We start from the raw sequence: 20,273 nt of genomic DNA, 5'->3' as shown, positions 1-20,273 counted from the left end.
CGGCTGCAGGGGTGAACGCCATGCCGCTTCTAGTGATGAAATTCGGTGGCACGTCGGTTGCCGATCTGGCGCGCATCCAGAATGCCGCCCAAAAGGTCAAACGCGAGGTCGAACGCGGCTATGACGTTATCGTCATCGTCTCGGCCATGTCGGGCAAGACCAACGAACTGGTGGGCTGGGTCGAACAGACCTCGCCGCTGTTTGATGCGCGCGAATATGATGCGGTGGTGTCGTCGGGAGAGAACGTCACCGCCGGGCTGATGGCGCTGACCTTGCAGGAAATGGACGTGCCGGCGCGTAGCTGGCAGGGCTGGCAGGTGCCGATCAAGACCACCTCGCAGCACTCGGCCGCCCGCTTCATCGAGATCCCGCGCGAACATCTGGATGCGAAATTCGCGGAAGGCTTCAAGGTCGCTGTGGTGGCGGGCTTTCAGGGCGTCAGCCCCGAGGGCCGGATCACCACGCTGGGCCGGGGTGGGTCGGACACGACCGCCGTGGCCTTTGCCGCCGCTTTCGGTGCGGATCGCTGTGACATCTATACCGATGTGGACGGGGTCTATACCACCGACCCGCGGATTGCCGCCAAGGCGCGCAAGCTGGAAAAGATCGCCTACGAGGAAATGCTTGAACTGGCCTCGTTGGGTGCCAAGGTGCTTCAGACCCGCTCGGTCGAGCTGGCGATGCGCTACAAGGTGCGGCTGCGGGTGCTGTCCTCATTCGAGGATACCGACGAAACTTCTGGAACGCTCGTCTGCGACGAGGAGGAAATCATGGAATCGAAAGTCGTCTCGGGCGTCGCCTATTCGCGCGACGAAGCGAAAATGACCCTCGTCACCGTCGAGGACCGCCCCGGCGTCGCCGCGGCGATCTTTGGCCCCTTGGCCGAGGCCGGGGTGAACGTGGACATGATCGTTCAGAACATCTCGGAAAAGGATTACGGCGGGCATATCGGCTCGGTCACCGACATGACCTTTTCCTGCCCGACCAATCAGGTGGCCCGCGCGACGAAGGCGCTGGAAGACGCCAAGGCGGCCGGCACGATCAAATATGACGATCTGGTGGTCGATACCGATGTGGCCAAAGTCTCGGTCGTGGGCATCGGGATGCGCAGCCACGCCGGCGTCGCCGCCACCATGTTCGATGCTCTGGCCGCCGAGAACGTGAACATCAAGGTCATCGCAACTTCCGAGATCAAGATTTCGGTGCTGATCGACCGGAAATATATGGAACTCGCGGTGCAGGCACTCCATGATGCCTTCGCATTGGAGACGGCCAACTGAGGCCGGCATTGGCGCCGGGGGGTCATGCCTGAACGCAGCGAAAGCGAAAGCCGCAAGCTTCTCAGGCGGTTGCGGGACAGTCTGGCCCTGTCCGGTGCGGGGCAGGACCGGCTTGACCGTATCACCGCGCTGATTGCGGACTCGATGCGGACCGAGGTCTGCTCGATCTACCTGTTCCGCGATGCGGAAACGCTGGAGTTGTCCGCGACGCAGGGCCTGAAGCCCGAGGCCGTGCACAAGACCCGGCTGAAGCTGGGTGAGGGGCTGGTGGGCCGCGTGGCGCGCACCGCCACCCCCATCAACACCGGCAATGCGCCGTCGGAACGCGGCTTCCGCTTCATGCCGGAAACCGGCGAGGAAGTGTTCTCGTCGTTTCTGGGCGTGCCGATCCAGCGCGTCGGTGAAAAGCTGGGCGTTCTGGTGGTGCAGTCGCGCGACGAACGCGAATATTCCGACGACGAGGTTTACGCGCTGGAGGTGGTCGCCATGGTGTTGGCCGAGATGGCCGAACTGGGCGCTTTCACCGGAGAGGGCGAGGCGCTCTCGGCCAAACACACCCAGCCCGTGCTGTTCCGCGGCGGCTGCGGGCAGGAAGGTGCGGCCGAAGGCCATGTCTGGCTGCATGAGGCCCGGGTGGTGGTGACCAACCCTGTGGCCGACGACCCCGAACGCGAACTTGACCGCATCCGCGCCGCGGTGGCGCAGCTTCGGGTGTCGGTGGACGATCTGATGTCGGCCTCGACGCTGGACAAGGAACAACGGCAGGTTCTGGAAGCCTATCGGCTGTTTGCCCATTCCCGCGGCTGGCTGCGCCGGATGGAAGAAGACATCATGGCCGGCCTGTCGGCCGAGGCGGCGGTGCAAAAGGAACAATCCGCCGCCCGCGCCCGGCTGGAACAGGTGCCCGATGCCTATCTACGCGACCGGCTGCACGATCTGGATGACCTGTCGCACCGCCTGCTGCGCATCCTGACCGGGCAGGGCCGCGACACCGGCGCCGCGATGCCGGAAAATCCGGTTCTGGTCGCGCGCAACATCGGGCCGGCGGAACTGCTGGAATACGGCCGCAAGCTGCGCGGCGTGGTGCTTGAGGAAGGCTCGGTCGGGTCGCATGCGGCGATTGTCGCGCGGGCGCTGGCGATCCCCTTGGTGATCCATGCCGAACGCATCACGACCGAGGCGCTGAACGGCGATCACATCATGCTCGACGGCGATGCCGGCGTCGTCCATCTGCGCCCCGAGGCGACGGTGGCGGCGGCCTTCCGCGACAAGATGGCGATGATGGCCAAGGCGCAGGAACGCTATGCCTCGTTGCGCAATCTGCCGGCGCAGTCGAAATGCGGCACGGTGACCGGCATCCTGATGAACGCCGGGCTGATGGCGGATCTGCCCAGCCTTGACAGTTCGGGTGCCGAAGGCGTCGGCCTGTTCCGGACCGAGCTTCAGTTCCTGATCCGCAACCAGATGCCCAAGCGTGACGAGCTGGCCCGGCTTTACGCGCGCGTCATGGATGCGGCGCGCGGGCATCGCGTGATCTTCCGCACGCTGGACATCGGCTCGGACAAGGTGCTGCCCTATCTGAAACCGCATGACGAGCCGAACCCGGCGATGGGCTGGCGTGCGATCCGGGTGGGGCTGGACAAGCCCGGCGTGCTGCGGATGCAGTTGCAGGCGCTGATCCGGGCGGCGGCGGGACGCGATCTGTGCATCATGTTCCCCTTCGTGTCCGAACATCACGAATTCATGATGGCGCGCAGCCACCTGCTGCGCGAGTTGCATCGCGAACGCAGCCTTGGCCATCCGGTGCCCACGAACATCTCGGTCGGCACCATGCTGGAAACCCCCAGCCTTGCCTATGCGCCGCGGGCGTTCTTCGAGATGACGGATTTCGTCTCGATCGGCGGCAATGATCTGAAGCAGTTCTTTTTTGCCGCCGACCGGGAAAACGAACGGGTGCGCCGTCGCTATGACGTGCTGAACGTCAGCTTTCTGTCCTTCCTTGAACATGTCATCGCGCGCTGTGCGGAAACCGGCACGCCGCTGTCGTTCTGCGGCGAGGATGCCGGCCGCCCGATCGAAGCCCTGTGCTTTGCCGCGCTGGGCATCCGGTCGCTGTCGATGCGTCCGGCGTCTGTCGGGCCGGTCAAGGCGCTGCTGCGGCGGGTGGATCTGTCGGACGCGCGGGCGGTGATCGAGATGGCCCGCGCCTCGGGGGCGGAAACGGTGCGGCCGGCGATCCTTGAATGGCTGGCGACACAGGTCGATTGACCTCTTTTCCGCTTCGGCTTATGGCCTTCGGCGTGGTGCTTTGTTTGCCGGATTGCGGGCCACGTTAAAGAAACCGCTAAAGAGGCGAGGGCCTGCAAGCCCCCGTGCTCTTCGGCGCGGGGGCTATTTGTTTCGGGGACGGCCGATGACGAAAGACTGGAACACGCGGACACAGCTTGTCCATGCGGGCAGCCGGAGAAGCCAGTATGGCGAGATGGCCGAGGCGATCTATCTGACGCAGGGCTTCGTCTATCAGTCGGCCGAACAGGCCGAGGCGCGGTTCATCGAGACCGCCGAGGATGAATTCATCTACGCCCGCTATGGCAACCCCACCACCCGCATGTTCGAAGACCGCATCGCCGCGGTCGAAGGCACCGAGGACGCCTTTGCCACCGCATCGGGGATGGCGGCGGTGAACGGGGTTCTGACCTCGATCGTGCGGGCGGGTGACCATATCGTGGCGGCCCGCGCGCTGTTCGGATCGTGTATCTATATCCTTGAAGAGGTGCTGGGCCGGTTCGGGGTGCAGGTGACCTTTGTCGATGGCACCGATCTGGACCAGTGGCGCGCAGCGGTGCGGCCCGGAACCAAGGCTGTCTTCTTCGAGTCGGTGTCCAACCCCACGCTGGAGGTGGTTGATATCGGCGCGATTTCCGCGATTGCCCATGCGGTGGGTGCTCTGGTGATCGTGGACAATGTCTTTGCCACGCCGGTGTTTTCGACGGCCGTGGCGCAGGGCGCGGATGTGGTGATCTATTCGGCCACCAAGCATATCGACGGGCAGGGCCGGGCGCTGGGGGGGGTGGTCTGTGCCTCGCGTCACTTCATCCGCAAGGTGCTGGAACCTTACATGAAGCACACCGGCGGCTCGATCAGCCCGTTCAATGCGTGGCTGATGCTGAACGGGATGGCGACGCTGGATCTGCGCTGCCGGGCGATGGCCGACAGCGCCGAGGCGATCGCCCGCGCGCTGGACGGTGATGCGCGGCTGGCGCGGGTGATCCATCCGGCGCTGACCAGCCACCCGCAGCACGAACTGGCCAAGGTGCAGATGAAGCGCCCCGGCACGATGATCGCGCTGGATCTGGCAGGCGGAAAAGAGGCTGCGTTCCGGTTCCTGAATGGGCTGAAGATCATCAAGATTTCGAACAATCTGGGCGATGCGAAATCCATCGCCACCCATCCGGCCACCACCACCCATCAGCGCCTTTCGGACGATCAGAAAGCGCATCTGGGCATCACGCCGGGGCTGATCCGGCTGTCTGTCGGGCTTGAGGATACGGGCGATCTGATCGCGGATCTGAAAAATGCGCTTCAGGTGATCTGAAAAGGCCCATCCCTCGTATTCGAATGGACTGTTGGGAAAACGGGTGGGAATGGCTATATAGGCCGTTCCCGACCCGCTGCTGATGATGGGGGAGCGCAATGAACATCCTGACGCCGGTTTCCGACCGCATTCCTAGCCGCGACGAGGCAGAGGCGGCGCTGGACCTGCTGCGCCGCTGGGCGCGGGCAACGCCGGTGGGCGAGGTCACGCTGCTTGCCCCCGATGTGCCGTCGATGGTCTATCCCGACCTGAGCCGGACCTATCCCAAGGGCTTTGTAGCGGACGAGGCCTACAAGGCCGGGATGCCCGATCTTCAGAACGGCCCCGCCAGCCTGATCGTCGGCGCCAAGGCGGTGATCCAGCATGTCGGCATTTCGAACTTTCGCCTGCCGATCCGCTATCACACCCGCGACAATGGCGATCTGACGCTGGAAACCTCGGTTACGGGCACCGTCAGCCTCGAGGCCGAGAAGAAGGGCATCAACATGAGCCGCATCATGCGCTCGTTCTATGCCCATGCCGAACGCAGCTTCAGCTTCGAGGTGATCGAGCACGCGCTGGACGACTACAAACGCGATCTGGAAAGCTTCGACGCGCGCATCCAGATGCGGTTTTCCTTCCCGGTGAAGGTGCCGTCGCTGCGTTCGGGGCTGGTCGGCTGGCAGTATTACGACATCGCGCTGGAACTGGTGGACAAGGGCGGGGTGCGCCGCAAGATCATGCACCTTGATTTCGTCTATTCCTCGACCTGCCCGTGTTCGCTGGAACTGTCCGAACATGCCCGGCGTGAGCGGGGGCAACTGGCCACGCCCCATTCACAGCGATCGGTCGCGCGGATCTCGGTCGAGGTGCTGCCGGGCCAGTGTCTGTGGTTCGAAGATCTGATCGAACTGGCCCGCGCCGCGGTGCCGACCGAGACGCAGGTGATGGTGAAACGCGAGGACGAACAGGCCTTTGCCGAGTTGAATGCCGCCAATCCGATCTTTGTCGAGGATGCCGCGCGCAGCTTCTGTCAGGCGCTGCAATCCGAGTCGCGAATCGGGGATTTCCGCGTCGTTGCCAGCCATCAGGAAAGCCTGCATTCCCATGATGCGGTTTCGGTGCTGACGGAAGGGCCGACCTTCGCGACCGACAGTCTTGATCCGCGTCTGTTCGCCAGCCTTTACCATATCGGCTGAGGCGGCGGGGTGATGCGCCGCTGCCGCGCGGCGCATCACCCGGGGCCGCGGCCCGGCTGGCTGTCTTGACAGTTGCCGGGCGCGCGGCCAAGCCTTCGGCATGATCGACCCGCGCCCCGTCGGATATGTCATCGGCCTGCTCGTGGCCACGCTGGGCGTGATCATGCTGGTTCCGACCGCGCTCGACTATGCGGTGGGCAACGGGCACTGGATGGCCTTTCTGGAAAGCGCGATCATCACCACGCTCTTTGGTGCGGTGCTGGCGCTGGCCTGTGTCAATGCCAACGGCAAGGGGCGCGGGCTGACGCTGCAACAGACCTTTCTGCTGACCACCGGGGTCTGGCTGGTGTTGCCGCTGTTTGGCGCGCTGCCTTTCATGCTGGGCCAGCCCGGGGCCAGTCTGGCGGATGCGCTGTTCGAATCCATGTCGGGCATGACCACCACGGGGACGACGGCTTTCGTCGGGCTGGACAACCTGCCCATGGGAACCAACCTGTGGCGCGGCATCCTGCAATGGCTGGGCGGGCTGGGGATCGTCATTGTGGCGATGATCTTTCTGCCGGTGATGAAGGTCGGCGGGATGCAGTTCTTCCGATCCGAGGGGTTCGACACGCTGGGCAAGATCCTGCCCCGGGCGCTGGACATTTCGACCGCACTGATCCGGATCTATATCCTGCTGTCGGTGCTGTGCGTGCTGGCCTACATGGGCTTTGGCATGGGGCCGTTCGACGCCATCTTGCATGCGATGACCACGGTGTCGACCGGCGGGTTCTCCAGCTATGACACGTCCTTCGCGCGGTTTCAGGGGCCGCTGGAATATGTCTCGGTGGTGTTCATGCTGCTGGCCTCGTTGCCGTTCATCCGCTTTATCCAGCTGGCGCAGGGCGATTTCCGGCCGCTGTGGCGCGATCCGCAGGTTCGGGCCTATATGCGCTGGAACCTGTATGCGATCTCGCTGATCGTGGGGTATGAGCTGTTTGCGAACGCCAACGCCGACCTGTCTGCCCTTGTGCGCGAGACGACGTTCAACGTGGTCACCGTCTTCTCGGGCACCGGCTTTGCCAGTGTCGATCTGTCGACATGGGGGCCGTTTCCCTTCGTGATGCTGATCGTGGTGGGGCTGATCGGGGGCTGCACCTCGTCCACCGGCTGTTCGGTGAAGGTGTTCCGCTATCTGATCCTGATCGAGGCGGTGAAGGTGCAGATCCGCCGCCTGCAAAGCCCGAACGCGGTGATCTTTGTCGATTACGAAGGGCGGCGCGTGTCCGAGGATGTCATCAACTCGGTGATCCTGTTCTTCACCATGTTCATCCTGAGTTTCGGCGTGCTGTCGGTGCTTTTGTCGCTGACCGGGCTTCAGACCAAGACCGCGGTCACGGCCGCCTGGACGGCGATTGCCAATGTCGGCCCGGCCTTCGGCCCCGAGGTCGGCCCGACGGGTGCCGTCAACGGCTTCCCCGAACCCGCCAAATGGCTGATGATTCTGGGCATGATGGTCGGCCGGTTGGAGCTTTTGTCGGTCTATGTGCTGTTCATGCGGCGGTTCTGGCGCGGCTGACAAATCCGCATCCCCTGCCGCCGCACGGTGCGGTGGGGCCTAATCCCAGCACGATACCAGCGCGGCAAGGCCGTCACCGATCCGGGCCAGATCCTCGGGGGATTTGCCTGTGCCTGTGCCTGCGCCCTCGGCCGTGGGGCGCGGCTGAAGGTCGGCCTGCTGAAGCCGTGCCGTCAACGCCTCGGACGACAGCGCAAAGGCCACCTTGGCCGGCAGCTGCCGCGTGCCGGTGGGCTTGGGCAGCAGCATCCCGATCACCGCGCCCGTTCCGTCCAGCACCGGCGCGCCGGCATCGCCATCAAGCGTGTCCAGATGCAGCCGCAGCAGGTGCGGCTCGCCCTCAAGTCCCGTCAGGTCTTCCAGCGCACCGAAGGTCAGGGTGGGGGCGGTCAGTTTCTCGCCATAGGGATAGCCCGCGGCCGCCACCGCCGTGCCGGGCCGGGCGGCGGTCGTGGCGAAGGCTGCGGTTGCGCGCGGGGCCAGCGGGGCTTGCGGCGCCAGCACCGCAAGCCCAAGCGCCGGGTCGGTCAGCGTCACGCGGGCGTCGGTGTCGCGGTCGATGGTGATGCGGGCGCAGCCCTCGACCGCCTGAAGCGTCGTCACCACCGTGCCCTTGTCGTCAAGGAAAAAGCCCGACCGTGACAGCTTCGGCTGCCGCAGATCCAGTCCCGCCAGCATCCCGCGGCGCTGATCGGCCGTCAGCGCGACCAGACCCGGGTCCAGTGCGCGGTCGCCCAGCGATCGGAAGCTTGATCGCATCGCCGTCAGCACCCGCGCCATGCGCGCGTCATCGGCCGGGTTCCAGACCAGCATGTAGCCCTTGATCAGCCCGCCTTTCAGTTCGGCATGGGTATAGCTGGCCACGCGGTCGGACCGGCCCTCGATGGTGAACGACTCGGCCCGCTTTTCGCGCAGCCCGTCGGGCGGCACGGTTTCAAGGGTCTGAAGGATTTCATAAAGGCCATGCAGCGTGCCCTGATCGCCGGGTTCGCTGATCAGCATGACCTGCACACCCGATCCGTCGCGTTCCAGCCAATGCACGAACGGCGGGTCATAGCGGTCGAAGCGCACAAGGGCGGTGGGCAGGGTGATGCCGATCCCGGCCTGCGTCTCGGTCACGGGTTCCAGCCCCAGCTCGGCCTGTTCGGCGCGAAAGCGGGCCAGAAGGTCCGCGCGCTGGCGGGTGGTCAGGATGCCGGTCGGCTCGGTCGCGGTTGCCTGTTGCCATGCGCTCATCGAGGCGCGGGTGCCGGGACCGAAGGCGCCGTCGATCGACGAGGCGTAATGCCCGAACCATTGCAGCGCCATCTGGATCTGCCGACGTTCGTCCAGGGACAGTGCCGACTCGGACTGTCGCGCCTGTTCAGGGCTTTCGTCGGGAAGCGGCGGGGGGGCGGGGGTAGCCACGACCGCGGGGGCGTCATCGGGGGCTTCCTCGGGCGCGGGGGCGATGTCGAGCGGATCGGTCGCCCGCGGCAGCTCGACCACGGGGGGCGCGTCCTCGGGCAGATCCTCGGGGCCGGGGACGGCCATCGGTTCGGCCATCGGTTCGGGGCCGGGTTCGGCGGCAACGGGTGCCCCGGCCTGCATGAACGGCTCGCGGAAGGCTGTGCCATCGGCGATGAAACTGTCGCGCGGGATCAGCCCCGCGCCCAGAAGATCGTCCAGCCGCAACTGCGCCACCTCGGGGCCGTAGGGGCCAAGCACGATGCCATACCAGCCCGATGCCAGCCGGTAGGACGAGACGTCGGGAAAGATCTCGGCATAGGCGCGGGCGCGCTCGGCGGCCTGTTCCTCGGTCGGGCGTGCCTCGATCTGCACCCAAAGCCGGGTCTGGGTCTGGTCCTGCGCCCATGCCGCAGGCATCTGCACCAGCGCCGCGCCCAGCCACAGAAGGAAGATCGTCCGTTTCATCATGCGCCGTTCCCGCCTTGCCTGCTGCCTTGCCTGCGGCCGGATACCGATCAATTCCGGCCCCGCCCGCTGCCGCCGATTGACCCTTGCGCGCCTCTTGCCTATGGAGAGGGCGCTTTGCAAGAGGGCCAGCGCATGACCGGCAAACCCGTTCCCCCCCGCAGCTTTCAGGAAATCATCCTGCGCCTGATGACCTACTGGGGCGGCAAAGGTTGCGCGGTGCTGCAACCCTACGACATGGAGGTGGGGGCCGGCACCTTCCACCCCGCGACCACGCTGCGTTCGCTGGGGGCGCGGCCATGGGCTGCGGCCTATGTCCAGCCCTCGCGCCGGCCCACCGACGGCCGCTATGGCGAGAACCCCAACCGGCTTCAGCATTACTACCAGTATCAGGTGCTGATCAAACCGTCGCCGCCCGATCTTCAGGCGCTTTACCTCGGCTCGCTTCAGGCGATCGGGATCGATATGGACCTGCACGACATCCGCTTTGTCGAGGATGACTGGGAAAGCCCCACGCTGGGCGCCTGGGGCCTGGGCTGGGAGGTCTGGTGCGACGGCATGGAAGTCAGCCAGTTCACCTATTTCCAGCAGGTCGGCGGGCATGACTGCAAGCCCGTCTCAGGCGAGCTGACCTATGGTCTCGAACGGCTGGCGATGTATGTTCTGGGCGTGGATCACGTCATGGACATGCCCTACAACGACCCCGACAGCCCGACGCCGCTGAAGTATGGTGACGTGTTCCGCCAGACCGAACAGGAATATTCGCGCTGGAACTTCGATCAGGCCGATACCGAGATGCTTTTGCAGCATTTCAAGGATGCCGAAGCGGAATGTCAGCGCATCCTGTCGGCACCGGAACTGGACAAGGCCGGGCGCCGCATCGTCATGGCGCATCCCGCCTATGACCAGTGCATCAAGGCCAGCCACCTGTTCAACCTTCTGGACGCGCGCGGTGTGATCTCGGTCACCGAGCGTCAGGCCTATATCGGTCGCGTCCGCGCGCTGGCGAAGCAATGCGCCGATGCCTTCGTGACGACCGAAGCGGGGGCGGCTGCGTGAATGGCAAGCTTGTCGCAGGTGGCCTTGTGCTGACCGCCGCGCTGGCCGGGGCGGCGGTCTGGTGGCTGCAACTTCACGCATTCTACGACCCGGTCGCCTTTCAACCCGGCGAGGAAATCCGCCTGACCCCGATCCTTGGCGAAGTCCCCGAGGTCATCATCGCCGACGAGGTGACCGGGATCGACGCCGCCTCGTCGCCGCTGCGCTTCCGCGCCTGTTTCACCACGCCGCTGTCGCAGGCCATGCTGACGGAAACCTACCGCGTCTATCCCGACCCCACGCCGCTGAACGCGCCGCCGTGGTTCGATTGTTTCGACGCGCGCCGGATCGATCAGGCGCTGCGCACCGGCGAGGCGATCGCCTTCCTTTCCGAACGTGACATCGCGCCGGGCGTCGATCGTGTCGTGGCCGTCTTTTCCGATGGCCGTGCCTACGCCTGGCATCAGCTTCATCCCGAGGACCAGTGACCCATGCCCGACCTGCTGATCGAACTCTTCTCGGAAGAGATCCCCGCCCGGATGCAGGCCCGTGCGCGCGAGGATCTGAAGAAACTGGTGACGGATGGTCTGGTCGAGGCCGGCCTGACCTATGCCACGGCGGGCGCCTTTTCCACTCCGCGGCGGCTGGTGCTGACGGTGCAGGGCCTGTCGGCCGAAAGCCCCGCGCTGCGCGAGGAACGCAAAGGCCCCAAGGCCGACGCGCCGGCCGCGGCGATCGAAGGCTTTCTGCGATCCACCGGCCTGACCCGCGATCAGCTTGAACTGCGCGAGGACAAGAAGGGCGCGGTGCTGTTTGCCGTGGTGGAAAAGCCCGGCCGCCGCGCGCCTGACATCGTGGCCGAGGTGCTGGAACGCACCATCCGCACCTTCCCCTGGCCCAAGTCGATGCGCTGGGGCAGCGGAACCCTGCGCTGGGTGCGCCCGCTGCATTCGATCCTCTGCCTGCTGACGGACGAGGGCGGGGCAGAGGTCGTCCCCGTCACCCTGGACCATCTGACCGCGGGCAACACCACCGAGGGCCACCGCTTCATGGCGCCCGCCCGCATTGCCGTGACCTCGTTCGATGACTACCGCGCGAAACTGCGCCGCGCCTTCGTGATGCTGGACACGGCCGAGCGTGAACAGGCGATCTGGCACGACGCCACCACGCAGGCCTTCGCCCTAGGGCTTGAGGTCGTCCCCGATGCGGGCCTTCTGGCGGAAGTGGCGGGCCTGGTCGAATGGCCCGTGGTGCTGATGGGTGCCATCGGCGGCGAGTTCCTGTCGCTGCCGCCCGAGGTTCTGCAAACCTCGATGCGCGAGCATCAGAAGTTCTTTTCGGTCAGGAACCCCGCCACCGGCCGGATCGAGCGCTTTGTGACCGTGGCCAACCGCGAAACCGCCGACCATGGCGAAACCATCCTGGCCGGCAATGCCAAGGTGCTGTCGGCGCGGCTGTCGGACGCGCGGTTCTTCTGGGAAAACGACCTGCGCACGGTGCAGACCGTGGGCCTTGAAGGCATGGCCGCGGGGCTGGCCCATGTCACCTTCCACAACAAGCTGGGGTCTCAGGCCGACCGCATCCTGCGCATCGAATCCCTTGCGCGGGAAATCGCCCCCCTTGTCGGCGCGTCGCCGGACTTGGCCGCCGAGGCCGCCCGCGTGGCCAAGGCCGATCTGCAATCCGCGATGGTGAACGAGTTCCCCGAACTGCAAGGCACGATGGGCAGCTATTACGCCCGCGCCGCCGGCCTGCCAGAGTCGGTGGCACTGGCCTGCAAGGCCCATTACCAGCCGCTGGGGCCGTCAGACGAGGTGCCCACCGATCCGGTCTCGGTCGCCGTGGCGCTGGCCGACAAGATCGACACGCTGACGGGCTTCTGGGCCATCGACGAGAAGCCCACCGGCAGCAAGGATCCCTTCGCGTTGCGGCGGGCGGCGCTCGGGGTGATCCGGTTGTTGTTGGCGCGGGATGTGCGAGTTGCCTTGATTCAGTTCATCGCAACACGCGTCGCAGCGCATGTCGGATCGCAGATCGGAAACGTCTATGGCAGCAAAACAGTGGCAGCCGCCGCGGCACTCTCGGATATCGGGCAGAAGAACTTTGCCGAGAAGCTGCTCGCGCAGATCGACAACAAAGAATATGATGCCTTCGCCGTGATTTCTGATTTCAGCGCCGATATTGCTGTCAGAGACATCGGCCCCAATCTCCTCTCCTTCTTCCACGACCGCCTGAAGGTCCACCTGCGCGAGCAGGGGATCCGGCATGACGTGATCGACGCCTGCCTCGCCATGCCCGGCAACGACGACCTGACCCTTCTGGTCAAACGCGCCGAGGCCCTCTCGGCCTTCCTCAAGACCGACGACGGCACCAACCTCCTGCAAGGCTTCAAACGCGCGAACAACATCCTTACCCAGGCCGAGGCGAAAGACGGCGTCGAATACAGCTTCGGCGCCGACCCAAAATTCGCCGAAACCAAAGAAGAACGCGCCCTGTTCACCGCTCTCGAAACGGCGCAGGCGACCATCGCCCCGGCCATGGCGCAAGAGGATTTCGCCGCCGCCATGGCCGCGATGGCCGCCCTTCGCGCCCCCATTGATGCTTTCTTCACCGCCGTCCAGGTCAATGCCGAAAACCCGGTGCTGCGCCGCAACCGGCTGAACATGCTGCACACCATCCGCACCACCTGCGCCCAGGTCGCGGATCTGACCCGGATCGAAGGCTGATCCCCTTCATTCTGGCCCAAATATCCCACGGGGGTGCGGGGGTGTGAAACCCCCGCCGCCACCTCTCCGCTTGCACCCCCGCTCACGAAGCGTATCCTGCCCGCAAGGGAGCGCCGCAGTGCAGAAAATCGAGCCTATCAGCGACTTCGACCGCATCACATGCATGGCTGCCATCAGCCTGAAAACCCATGGCTTCCGGGCAAAATGCCTGCAACGCCTGGTCCGGCTTGATCTGCCGGTGCCGACCACCGTCGCGGTTCCCGCCAGCACCGTGCGCCAGATCGCCACCGGCCATGCCGTCGACTGCGAGGCGATCCTTGCGCATTTCGGCCCGACGCCGCTGGTTTCGGTCCGCCCCAGCCCGGAAAACCCTGACTGGGGCGGCCCCGCCACCGTGCTCAACATCGGCATGAACGCCGCGCGCCACGCGGCCCTTGCCCGCAGCCACGGCGAGGAAGCCGCCAACGCGATCTACCTTGGCTTCATCCAAAGCTATGCGATCCATGTCGCCCGCCTTGACCCCGAGATGTTCGACACCACCGGCGCCTCGGGCGAGGCGCTGCGCGCGGCCCTCCATGCCTGGTCCGAGGAAATGGACGAGCCCTTCCCGCAAGATCCGGCGCGGCAGCTGGCCGAAGTGCTGCGCTCGATGGCCCGCGCCTGGGAAGGCACGACCGCGCGGCTGCTGCGGCAGGCCAAGGGCGCAGCCGAAGATGCCCGTCTGGGCCTTGTCGTGCAGGAAATGGCGCAGGATCTGGGGCAGGGGATCTCGGGTTCGGGGGTGATCCAGTTCGTCGATCCTGCCACCGGTGGGCCGCAGGTCACGGGGCGGTTCTTCAACCAGTCCGGCGGACGCCATCGCAAGGCCGAAACGCTGTATCTGACGCGCGATCCGCGGGGGCCGTCGCTGGAAGATCGCGCGCCCGAGATCTTTGCCGCGCTCTGCCGGCACGGCTCGGTCTGTCGCGCCCGCCTGCGCGAAGAGATGCAGATAGAATTTACCATCGAGGACAGTCAGTTGGCCGTTCTTGATGCGGTCCGGGTGCAGCGGTCGTCGCGTGCGGGGCTGCGAATCGCAGTGGCCCTGGCCGAGGATCAGGTCATCACCCGCGCCGAGGCGCTGTTGCGGGTCGAGCCGCGGGCGCTGTCGGAACTTCTGCACCCGCAGGTCGATCCGCGCGGCAAGCGCGACCGTTTCGTGCGCGGCATCCCGGCCAGCCCCGGCGCGGCGGTGGGGCGGATCGTGTTCTCGTCACAGGCCGCGCAGGCCTCGGCCGCGCGGGGCGAGCCCTGCATCCTTGTCCGGCGCGAAACCTCGCCCGAGGATATCCGCGGCATGAACTGCGCCGCCGGTGTGCTGACTGAACGCGGCGGCGTCACCAGCCATGCGGCGGTGATCGCGCGCGGTCTGGGCCTGCCCTGCGTTGTCGGCGCCTCTGATATGCGGCTGGATGCGCGGGACAAGCGACTGGTCGCCCCCGACGGCCGCATCTTCACCGAAGGCGACATCATCACCGTGGACGGCACCGCCGGCGAGGCGCTGGCGGGCGCCGCCGCCATGCTGTCGCCCGCGCTGGACGGCTGTTTCCGCAAGCTGTTGTCCTGGGCCGACGAGATGCGCGACATCGGCGTGCGCGCCAATGCCGACACCCCCGCCGAAGCGCTGGTGGCGCGCGAGTTCGAGGCGCAGGGCATCGGTCTGTGCCGGACCGAGCATATGTTCTTCACCGACGACCGTCTGGTGGTGATGCGCGAGATGATCTTTGCCGACAGCGCGACCGACCGCGCGGCCGCCCTGGCCCGTCTTTTGCCGATGCAACGCGCCGATTTCGTGCAACTTTTCGAAATCATGCAGGGTCATCCGGTCTGTATCCGTCTGCTTGACCCGCCGTTGCACGAATTTCTGCCCCATTCGCGCGAAGGGATGCTGGAGTTGGCCGAGGCGCTTGACCGGCCGCTGTCCGAGGTGATGCGCCGTGTCGAGGCAATGGCCGAGTTCAACCCGATGTTGGGGATGCGCGGTGTCCGCCTTGGTATCGCCTTGCCTGAAATCTATGACATGCAGGCGCAGGCGATCTTCGAGGCGACGCTGGAAGTCGCGCGCCGCGGCGATCCGGTGGTGCCTGAAATCATGATCCCGCTGGTCTCGGCCCGGCGCGAGGTCGAGTTGGTCAAGACCCGGATCGATGCCGTGGCCGCCGCCGTGCATACCAAGTTCGGCCGCGATTTTGCCTATCGCCTGGGCGTGATGGTGGAAACGCCGCGCGCGGCGCTGCGCGCGGGCGAAATCGCACAGCACGCCGCCTTCCTGTCTTTCGGCACCAACGATCTGACACAGATGACTTATGGCCTGTCGCGCGATGATGCGGGGCGGTTCATGAACACTTACGTTCAAAGCGGGGTGTTCCCCGAAGATCCGTTCCACATTCTGGATGTCGATGGCGTGGGCGAGCTTCTGTTGATCGGGGCCGAACGCGGGCGGCGCACCCGGCCGGATCTGGTGGTCTCGATCTGTGGCGAACACGGGGGGGATCCCGAATCGATTGAGTTCTGCCGCAAGGCCGGTTTCGACTATGTCTCGTGTTCGCCCTATCGCGTGCCGCTGGCTAGGCTGGCTGCCGCTCATCTGGCGATCCGGGAACGGATGGCGGCAAAACCCCACTGATTTCAGGGGCTTGATCTGGAATCTGCGAAAGGGTGTCGCAGGCACCTGCCCGGGGGATGAGCAGATTCTCGCCCATTTTTAGCGCATAAGGATGTGGCATAAATGTCGCACGGGTGGACTCGTCGGATCGAATCCGGCTAGCCACGACCCCGTTGCGCGTCGGAGCCGAAAAAACAGGCGGTCGGTTCCGGACTTTTGACGCGCGTGGAAAGTGACCGGGAACAGAAACATGTGCTTGCTTAAGACCTGGGTGCGCAGCGCGGTGGCGCTGACGTTCCTGAGTGGAGCGGCCTTCGCCGATGTGACGGTGAGCCAGTCCAACGATCCGACCGCCAGTCTTGGCGGACACCTGTCAGCCCTGCTGGGCGCCGAGCGCACCGCGCTGGGCTCGCTTCCCACCCACCGGCTTGAGGCGATGGCAGGCGCGGTGAAGCGCGCCACCGGCAAGGCCGATGCGGCGCCCGCCGCCCCCCGGCTGGATGAACGCTGGCTTGCCACCCAGCCGGTGCCTGCCGCGTCGCGCGAATGGCAATGTCTGGCGACCGCGCTGTATTTTGAAGCCCGCGGCGAGCCGATCGAAGGTCAGGTTGCCGTGGCCGAGGTGATCCTGAACCGGGTCGACAGTCCGGGCTATCCGCGGTCGATCTGCGGGGTGGTGCATCAGGGCGGGCAGTTTTCCTATACGTTCGACGGCCAGCCCGACACGATCCGCGAAAAGGCCGCCTTCCAGCGCGCGGGCAAGATCGCGGCGGCAATGCTGGCCGGGGCGCCGCGGGCGCTGACGCAGGGGGCCACGCATTTCCACACCCGCGCGGTTCGGCCGGGCTGGGCGCATCGCTTTCCGCGCACGGCCGCCATTGGCGGGCATCTGTTCTATCGTCAGCCCGGCTCCTGACCCGGTTCTGTCGCAAGCCTTGCCTTGGCTGCCGCCTTCGGGCTAGGCGGGGCGGGTGACGGGACTATGCTGCCCGGAAGCAGCGCCGGGAGACCGCCTTGACCAACGACATCCGCCTTGCCTTTGCCCATCCCGAAGAACGGGCTGAGGCTTCGGCCGGCGCGGCCCCGCGCGACCGGATCAGCCTGCGCGACCATGTGGCCGAGGTCGAGATCGGCGCCTTTCAGCAGGAACGCGGCACCCGCCAGCGTATCCGCTTCAATGTGGTGGTCGAGGTGCGCCCCCATCCCGCGCCGCTTCAGGACGATGTGGACCGTATCCTGTCTTATGACCGCATCACCGAATCCATTGCGGCGGAACTGTCGGCGGAACGGCTGAACCTGCTGGAAACCCTGGCCGAACGCATCGCCGAGCGCATCCTGGCCGAGCCGCAGGCGATGCGGGTCTTTGTGCGGATCGAAAAGCTGGATCGCGGCCCGGGGGCGCTGGGGGTGGAAATCGTCCGCTCGCGCGCCGAGGCGCCGGTCCGGCGCACCGCCGAGGGCGGCGAGGCGGTGCATCCTCTGGTGGCCTATCTCGACAATGCCGCCATCGCCTCGGCCGGGCTGCCTGCGGTGCTGGATGGGCTGGTGGCGCGGGGGCTGCCGCTGGTGCTCGCCGTGGGCCTGCCTCCCGAGACGCCGCCGCAGACCGGCCACCGTCCGACCCAGCGCCGGATCGACCTTCTGGCGATCGAGCAGAATGGCTGGCGGCTGGCAGCGCGCGATCCGCGCTGCGTGGTGGTGTCCAGCCGGACCGAGATCGACTGGGCGATGCGGCATGGCCAGACCGTGGTCTGGGCGCCGTCGAAGCTGGTGCTGGATGCGGTCGACGGGCCGAACTCGCGCGATCCGGTGGCACTGGCGCTGTGGCTGGCCGAGATGCTGGCGGCCGCCCGGATGGTGGTTCACGGCGATGTGACATTGCCGGCGGGAAGCCGCGTGCCCTTGGAACGCGCCTGACGGCGGGGGCTTGCGCGCCGGCCCGCCGCGCCGCAAAACCGGGCGCATGATCTATTACCGCCCCATCCCGCTTGCCGATCCTGTCCGCCCCCGCGATGCGCTGCCCCTTGCCGGGGGGGCACTGGTCTTTGACCGGGTCGAAATACTGGAACGCGCCCGCCCGCCGGTTGTCGTGCCGGTGTCTGATCTGCCGGACGCGGTGCTGGCGCCGCTGATCGCGCAGCGCCCGGATGTGGCGGGGCTGGTGATGGACCGGCCGCGGATCATGGGCATCCTGAACGTGACGCCCGACAGTTTCTCGGACGGGGGCCGCTTTGCCGCGCTGCCAGAGGCATTGGCGCGGGCGCAGGCGATGGTGGCGGACGGGGCCGACATGCTGGACATCGGCGGCGAAAGCACGCGCCCCGGCGCGGCCGATGTCGATCCGGCCGAGGAAATCGCCCGCACCGCGCCGGTGATCGAGCTGTTGCGCGGGCAGGGGCTGTCCACGCCCATTTCGATCGACACCCGCAAGGCGGCGGTGGCCGCGGCCGCGCTGAAGGCGGGGGCCGATCTGGTGAACGATGTGGCGGCGCTGACCCATGATCCGGGACTGGCTGCGGTGGTGGCCGATCATGCGGCGCCGGTCTGCCTGATGCATGCGCAGGGCACGCCCGACACGATGCAGGCCGATCCGCGCTATGACGATGTGTTGCTCGATGTCTATGACTGGCTGGCCGATCGCATCCGCGCAGCCGAAGCCGCGGGCATTCCGCGGGCGCGGATCGTGACCGATCCTGGCATCGGTTTCGGCAAGACCGTCGCGCATAATCTGGCGCTGGTGCGGCGGCTGTCGCTGTTTCACGGGCTGGGCTGCCCGATCCTGCTGGGGGCCTCGCGCAAGCGGTTCATCGGCACGCTGGCGGACGAGCCGGTGGCGGATCGGCGGATGGCGGGCTCGGTCGCGGTGGCGCTTGCGGGGGCGGCACAGGGGGCACAGATACTGCGGGTGCATGATGTGCGCGAAACCCGGCAGGCGCTGACGGTCTGGCGCGCAGTGACAGAGGCCGAAGGGGAACAGGCATGACACGGAAACTTTTCGGCACCGACGGCGTGCGCGGCACGGCCAACACCTACCCGATGACCGCCGAAATGGCGCTGCGCCTTGGTGCGGCGGCGGGGCGCTATTTCCGGCCCGTGGGCGGCGGCGCGCATCGGGTGGTGATCGGCAAGGACACCCGGCTGTCCGGGTATATGCTGGAAAACGCGCTGACGGCGGGGCTGACCTCGACCGGCATGAACGTCCTGCTTCTGGGTCCGGTGCCGACGCCGGCGGTGGGGTTTCTGACGAAATCCATGCGGGCGGATCTGGGGGTGATGATCTCGGCCAGCCACAACCCGCACGAAGACAATGGGATCAAGTTCTTCGGCCCCGACGGTTTCAAGCTGTCCGATGAGGCCGAAGCCGAGATCGAGGCGATTCTGGAAGGTCAGATCCAGCCCGCCCAGCCCGGCAATATCGGCCGCGCCAAACGGATCGAGGACGGCCGAGGCCGCTATCAGGAATATTGCAAGACCACCTTTCCGGCGGGGCTGCGCCTTGACGGGCTGAAGGTGGTGATCGATTGCGCCAACGGGGCTGCCTATCGCGCCGCCCCTGAAGTGTTGTGGGAACTGGGTGCCGAGGTGATCCCGATCGGCGTGCATCCGAACGGCAAGAACATCAACCTGCGCTGCGGCTCGACCCATACGGCGACCGCGGCCGAGGCCGTGCGCACGCACGGGGCCGATGTGGGGATCTGCCTTGATGGCGACGCCGACCGGGTCATCATCCTGGATGAGACCGGGACGGCCGCTGATGGCGATCAGCTGATGGCGCTGTTCGCCGCACGCTGGGCCGACGAAGGGCGGTTGCGCGATGGCACGCTGGTGGCCACCGTGATGTCGAACCTTGGGTTGGAGCGGTTCCTTGCCGGGCGTGGCCTGCGGCTGGAACGCACGCCGGTGGGGGACCGCTATGTGGTCGAGGCGATGCGGCGCGGCGGCTGGAACCTGGGTGGCGAGCAGTCGGGCCATATCGTGATGACGGATTATGCCACCACCGGCGACGGGCTGCTGGCAGGGTTGCAGTTTCTGGCCGCGATGGCGCAGACCGGGCGGCGGGCCTCGGATCTGGCGCGCAGCTTTCAGACCGTGCCGCAGCTTTTGAAGAACGTGCGCTATGCCGCCGGGCAGGAACCGCTCAAGGCGCCAGCGGTCGAGGCGGTGATCCGCGCGGCCGAAGGGCGGCTGACCGGGGCGGGGCGGCTTTTGATCCGCAAGTCGGGGACCGAGCCGCTGATCCGCGTCATGGCCGAATGCGAGGACGAGGCGCTGCTGCATGAAGTGGTCGATGGCATCGTCGCCGCGGTCGAGGACGCAGCGTAAGGCCGGGAACACGCGCC

Annotated in this window: 14 protein-coding genes and 1 riboswitch; of the genes, 13 read left to right on the top strand and 1 reads right to left on the bottom strand. The window is 66.4% G+C overall.

The genetic code is table 11. The annotated features are described in order from the left end of the window. Positions 1 to 20 precede the first annotated feature (20 nt). From CRO07_RS04885 to CRO07_RS04865, 5 genes are all read left to right on the top strand, one after another. On the top strand, positions 21 to 1,280 hold the full coding sequence (locus CRO07_RS04885; RefSeq protein ID WP_097029568.1) for an aspartate kinase: 1,260 nt from the start codon (positions 21 to 23) through the stop codon (positions 1,278 to 1,280). A 24-nt stretch (positions 1,281 to 1,304) separates the two neighbouring features. Next, positions 1,305 to 3,548 (top strand): phosphoenolpyruvate--protein phosphotransferase, encoded by a 2,244-nt coding sequence (gene ptsP / locus CRO07_RS04880; protein ID WP_097029567.1) that lies wholly within the window; start codon positions 1,305 to 1,307, stop codon positions 3,546 to 3,548. A 22-nt stretch (positions 3,549 to 3,570) separates the two neighbouring features. Next, a riboswitch (SAM riboswitch) is annotated at positions 3,571 to 3,649 on the top strand. 44 nt (positions 3,650 to 3,693) lie between these two features. Further along, entirely contained in the window at positions 3,694 to 4,875 is a 1,182-nt protein-coding gene (metZ, locus tag CRO07_RS04875; RefSeq protein WP_097029566.1) for an O-succinylhomoserine sulfhydrylase, read from the top strand. 98 nt (positions 4,876 to 4,973) lie between these two features. Next, positions 4,974 to 6,053: a GTP cyclohydrolase FolE2 gene (folE2, locus tag CRO07_RS04870; protein WP_097029565.1), complete on the top strand. Its 1,080-nt coding sequence runs from the start codon at positions 4,974 to 4,976 to the stop codon at positions 6,051 to 6,053. Between the two features lie 100 nt (positions 6,054 to 6,153). Then, complete coding sequence (locus CRO07_RS04865) at positions 6,154 to 7,611, top strand: TrkH family potassium uptake protein (RefSeq protein WP_097029564.1); 1,458 nt, start codon at positions 6,154 to 6,156, stop codon at positions 7,609 to 7,611. Positions 7,612 to 7,650: 39 nt separating this feature from the next. Here CRO07_RS04865 and CRO07_RS04860 read toward each other — a convergent pair whose 3' ends face one another. Beyond that, positions 7,651 to 9,525: a trypsin-like peptidase domain-containing protein gene (locus CRO07_RS04860; RefSeq protein WP_235840931.1), complete on the bottom strand. Its 1,875-nt coding sequence runs from the start codon at positions 9,523 to 9,525 to the stop codon at positions 7,651 to 7,653. 135 nt (positions 9,526 to 9,660) lie between these two features. Here CRO07_RS04860 and CRO07_RS04855 point away from each other — a divergent pair, with 135 nt between their 5' ends. The 8 genes from CRO07_RS04855 (at position 9,661) to glmM (ending at position 20,256) form a co-directional block, all read left to right on the top strand. Further along, positions 9,661 to 10,584 carry a glycine--tRNA ligase subunit alpha gene (locus CRO07_RS04855; protein WP_097029562.1) on the top strand — a complete coding sequence of 308 codons (924 nt, stop codon included), beginning with the start codon at positions 9,661 to 9,663 and terminating at the stop codon, positions 10,582 to 10,584. After that, positions 10,581 to 11,051, top strand: coding sequence for a DUF6446 family protein (locus CRO07_RS04850; RefSeq protein WP_097029561.1), 471 nt, complete (start codon positions 10,581 to 10,583; stop codon positions 11,049 to 11,051). Before CRO07_RS04855 ends, CRO07_RS04850 begins: the two co-directional genes overlap by 4 nt. Positions 11,052 to 11,054: 3 nt before the next feature. Further along, positions 11,055 to 13,289, top strand: a complete 2,235-nt coding sequence (glyS, locus tag CRO07_RS04845; protein WP_097029560.1) for a glycine--tRNA ligase subunit beta — start codon at positions 11,055 to 11,057, stop codon at positions 13,287 to 13,289. A gap of 118 nt (positions 13,290 to 13,407) precedes the next feature. Continuing rightward, complete coding sequence (locus CRO07_RS04840; RefSeq protein ID WP_097029559.1) at positions 13,408 to 15,954, top strand: putative PEP-binding protein; 2,547 nt, start codon at positions 13,408 to 13,410, stop codon at positions 15,952 to 15,954. 229 nt (positions 15,955 to 16,183) lie between these two features. Continuing rightward, a complete protein-coding gene (locus CRO07_RS04835) occupies positions 16,184 to 16,849 on the top strand; it encodes a cell wall hydrolase (RefSeq protein ID WP_097029558.1) in 666 nt (221 codons plus the stop codon). A 98-nt stretch (positions 16,850 to 16,947) separates the two neighbouring features. Continuing rightward, positions 16,948 to 17,850: a dihydroneopterin aldolase gene (locus CRO07_RS04830; RefSeq protein ID WP_097029557.1), complete on the top strand. Its 903-nt coding sequence runs from the start codon at positions 16,948 to 16,950 to the stop codon at positions 17,848 to 17,850. Between the two features lie 46 nt (positions 17,851 to 17,896). Beyond that, positions 17,897 to 18,916, top strand: a complete 1,020-nt coding sequence (folP, locus tag CRO07_RS04825; protein WP_097029806.1) for a dihydropteroate synthase — start codon at positions 17,897 to 17,899, stop codon at positions 18,914 to 18,916. Further along, positions 18,913 to 20,256, top strand: coding sequence for a phosphoglucosamine mutase (gene glmM / locus CRO07_RS04820; protein WP_097029556.1), 1,344 nt, complete (start codon positions 18,913 to 18,915; stop codon positions 20,254 to 20,256). Before folP ends, glmM begins: the two co-directional genes overlap by 4 nt. The last annotated feature ends 17 nt before the right edge of the window (positions 20,257 to 20,273 follow it).

The sequence above is a fragment of the Cereibacter ovatus genome, assembly GCF_900207575.1.
Classification (GTDB): domain Bacteria; phylum Pseudomonadota; class Alphaproteobacteria; order Rhodobacterales; family Rhodobacteraceae; genus Cereibacter_A; species Cereibacter_A ovatus.
The sequence above is the reverse complement of the archived record's forward strand: the minus strand, read 5'-3'. Positions and strand labels throughout refer to the sequence as shown.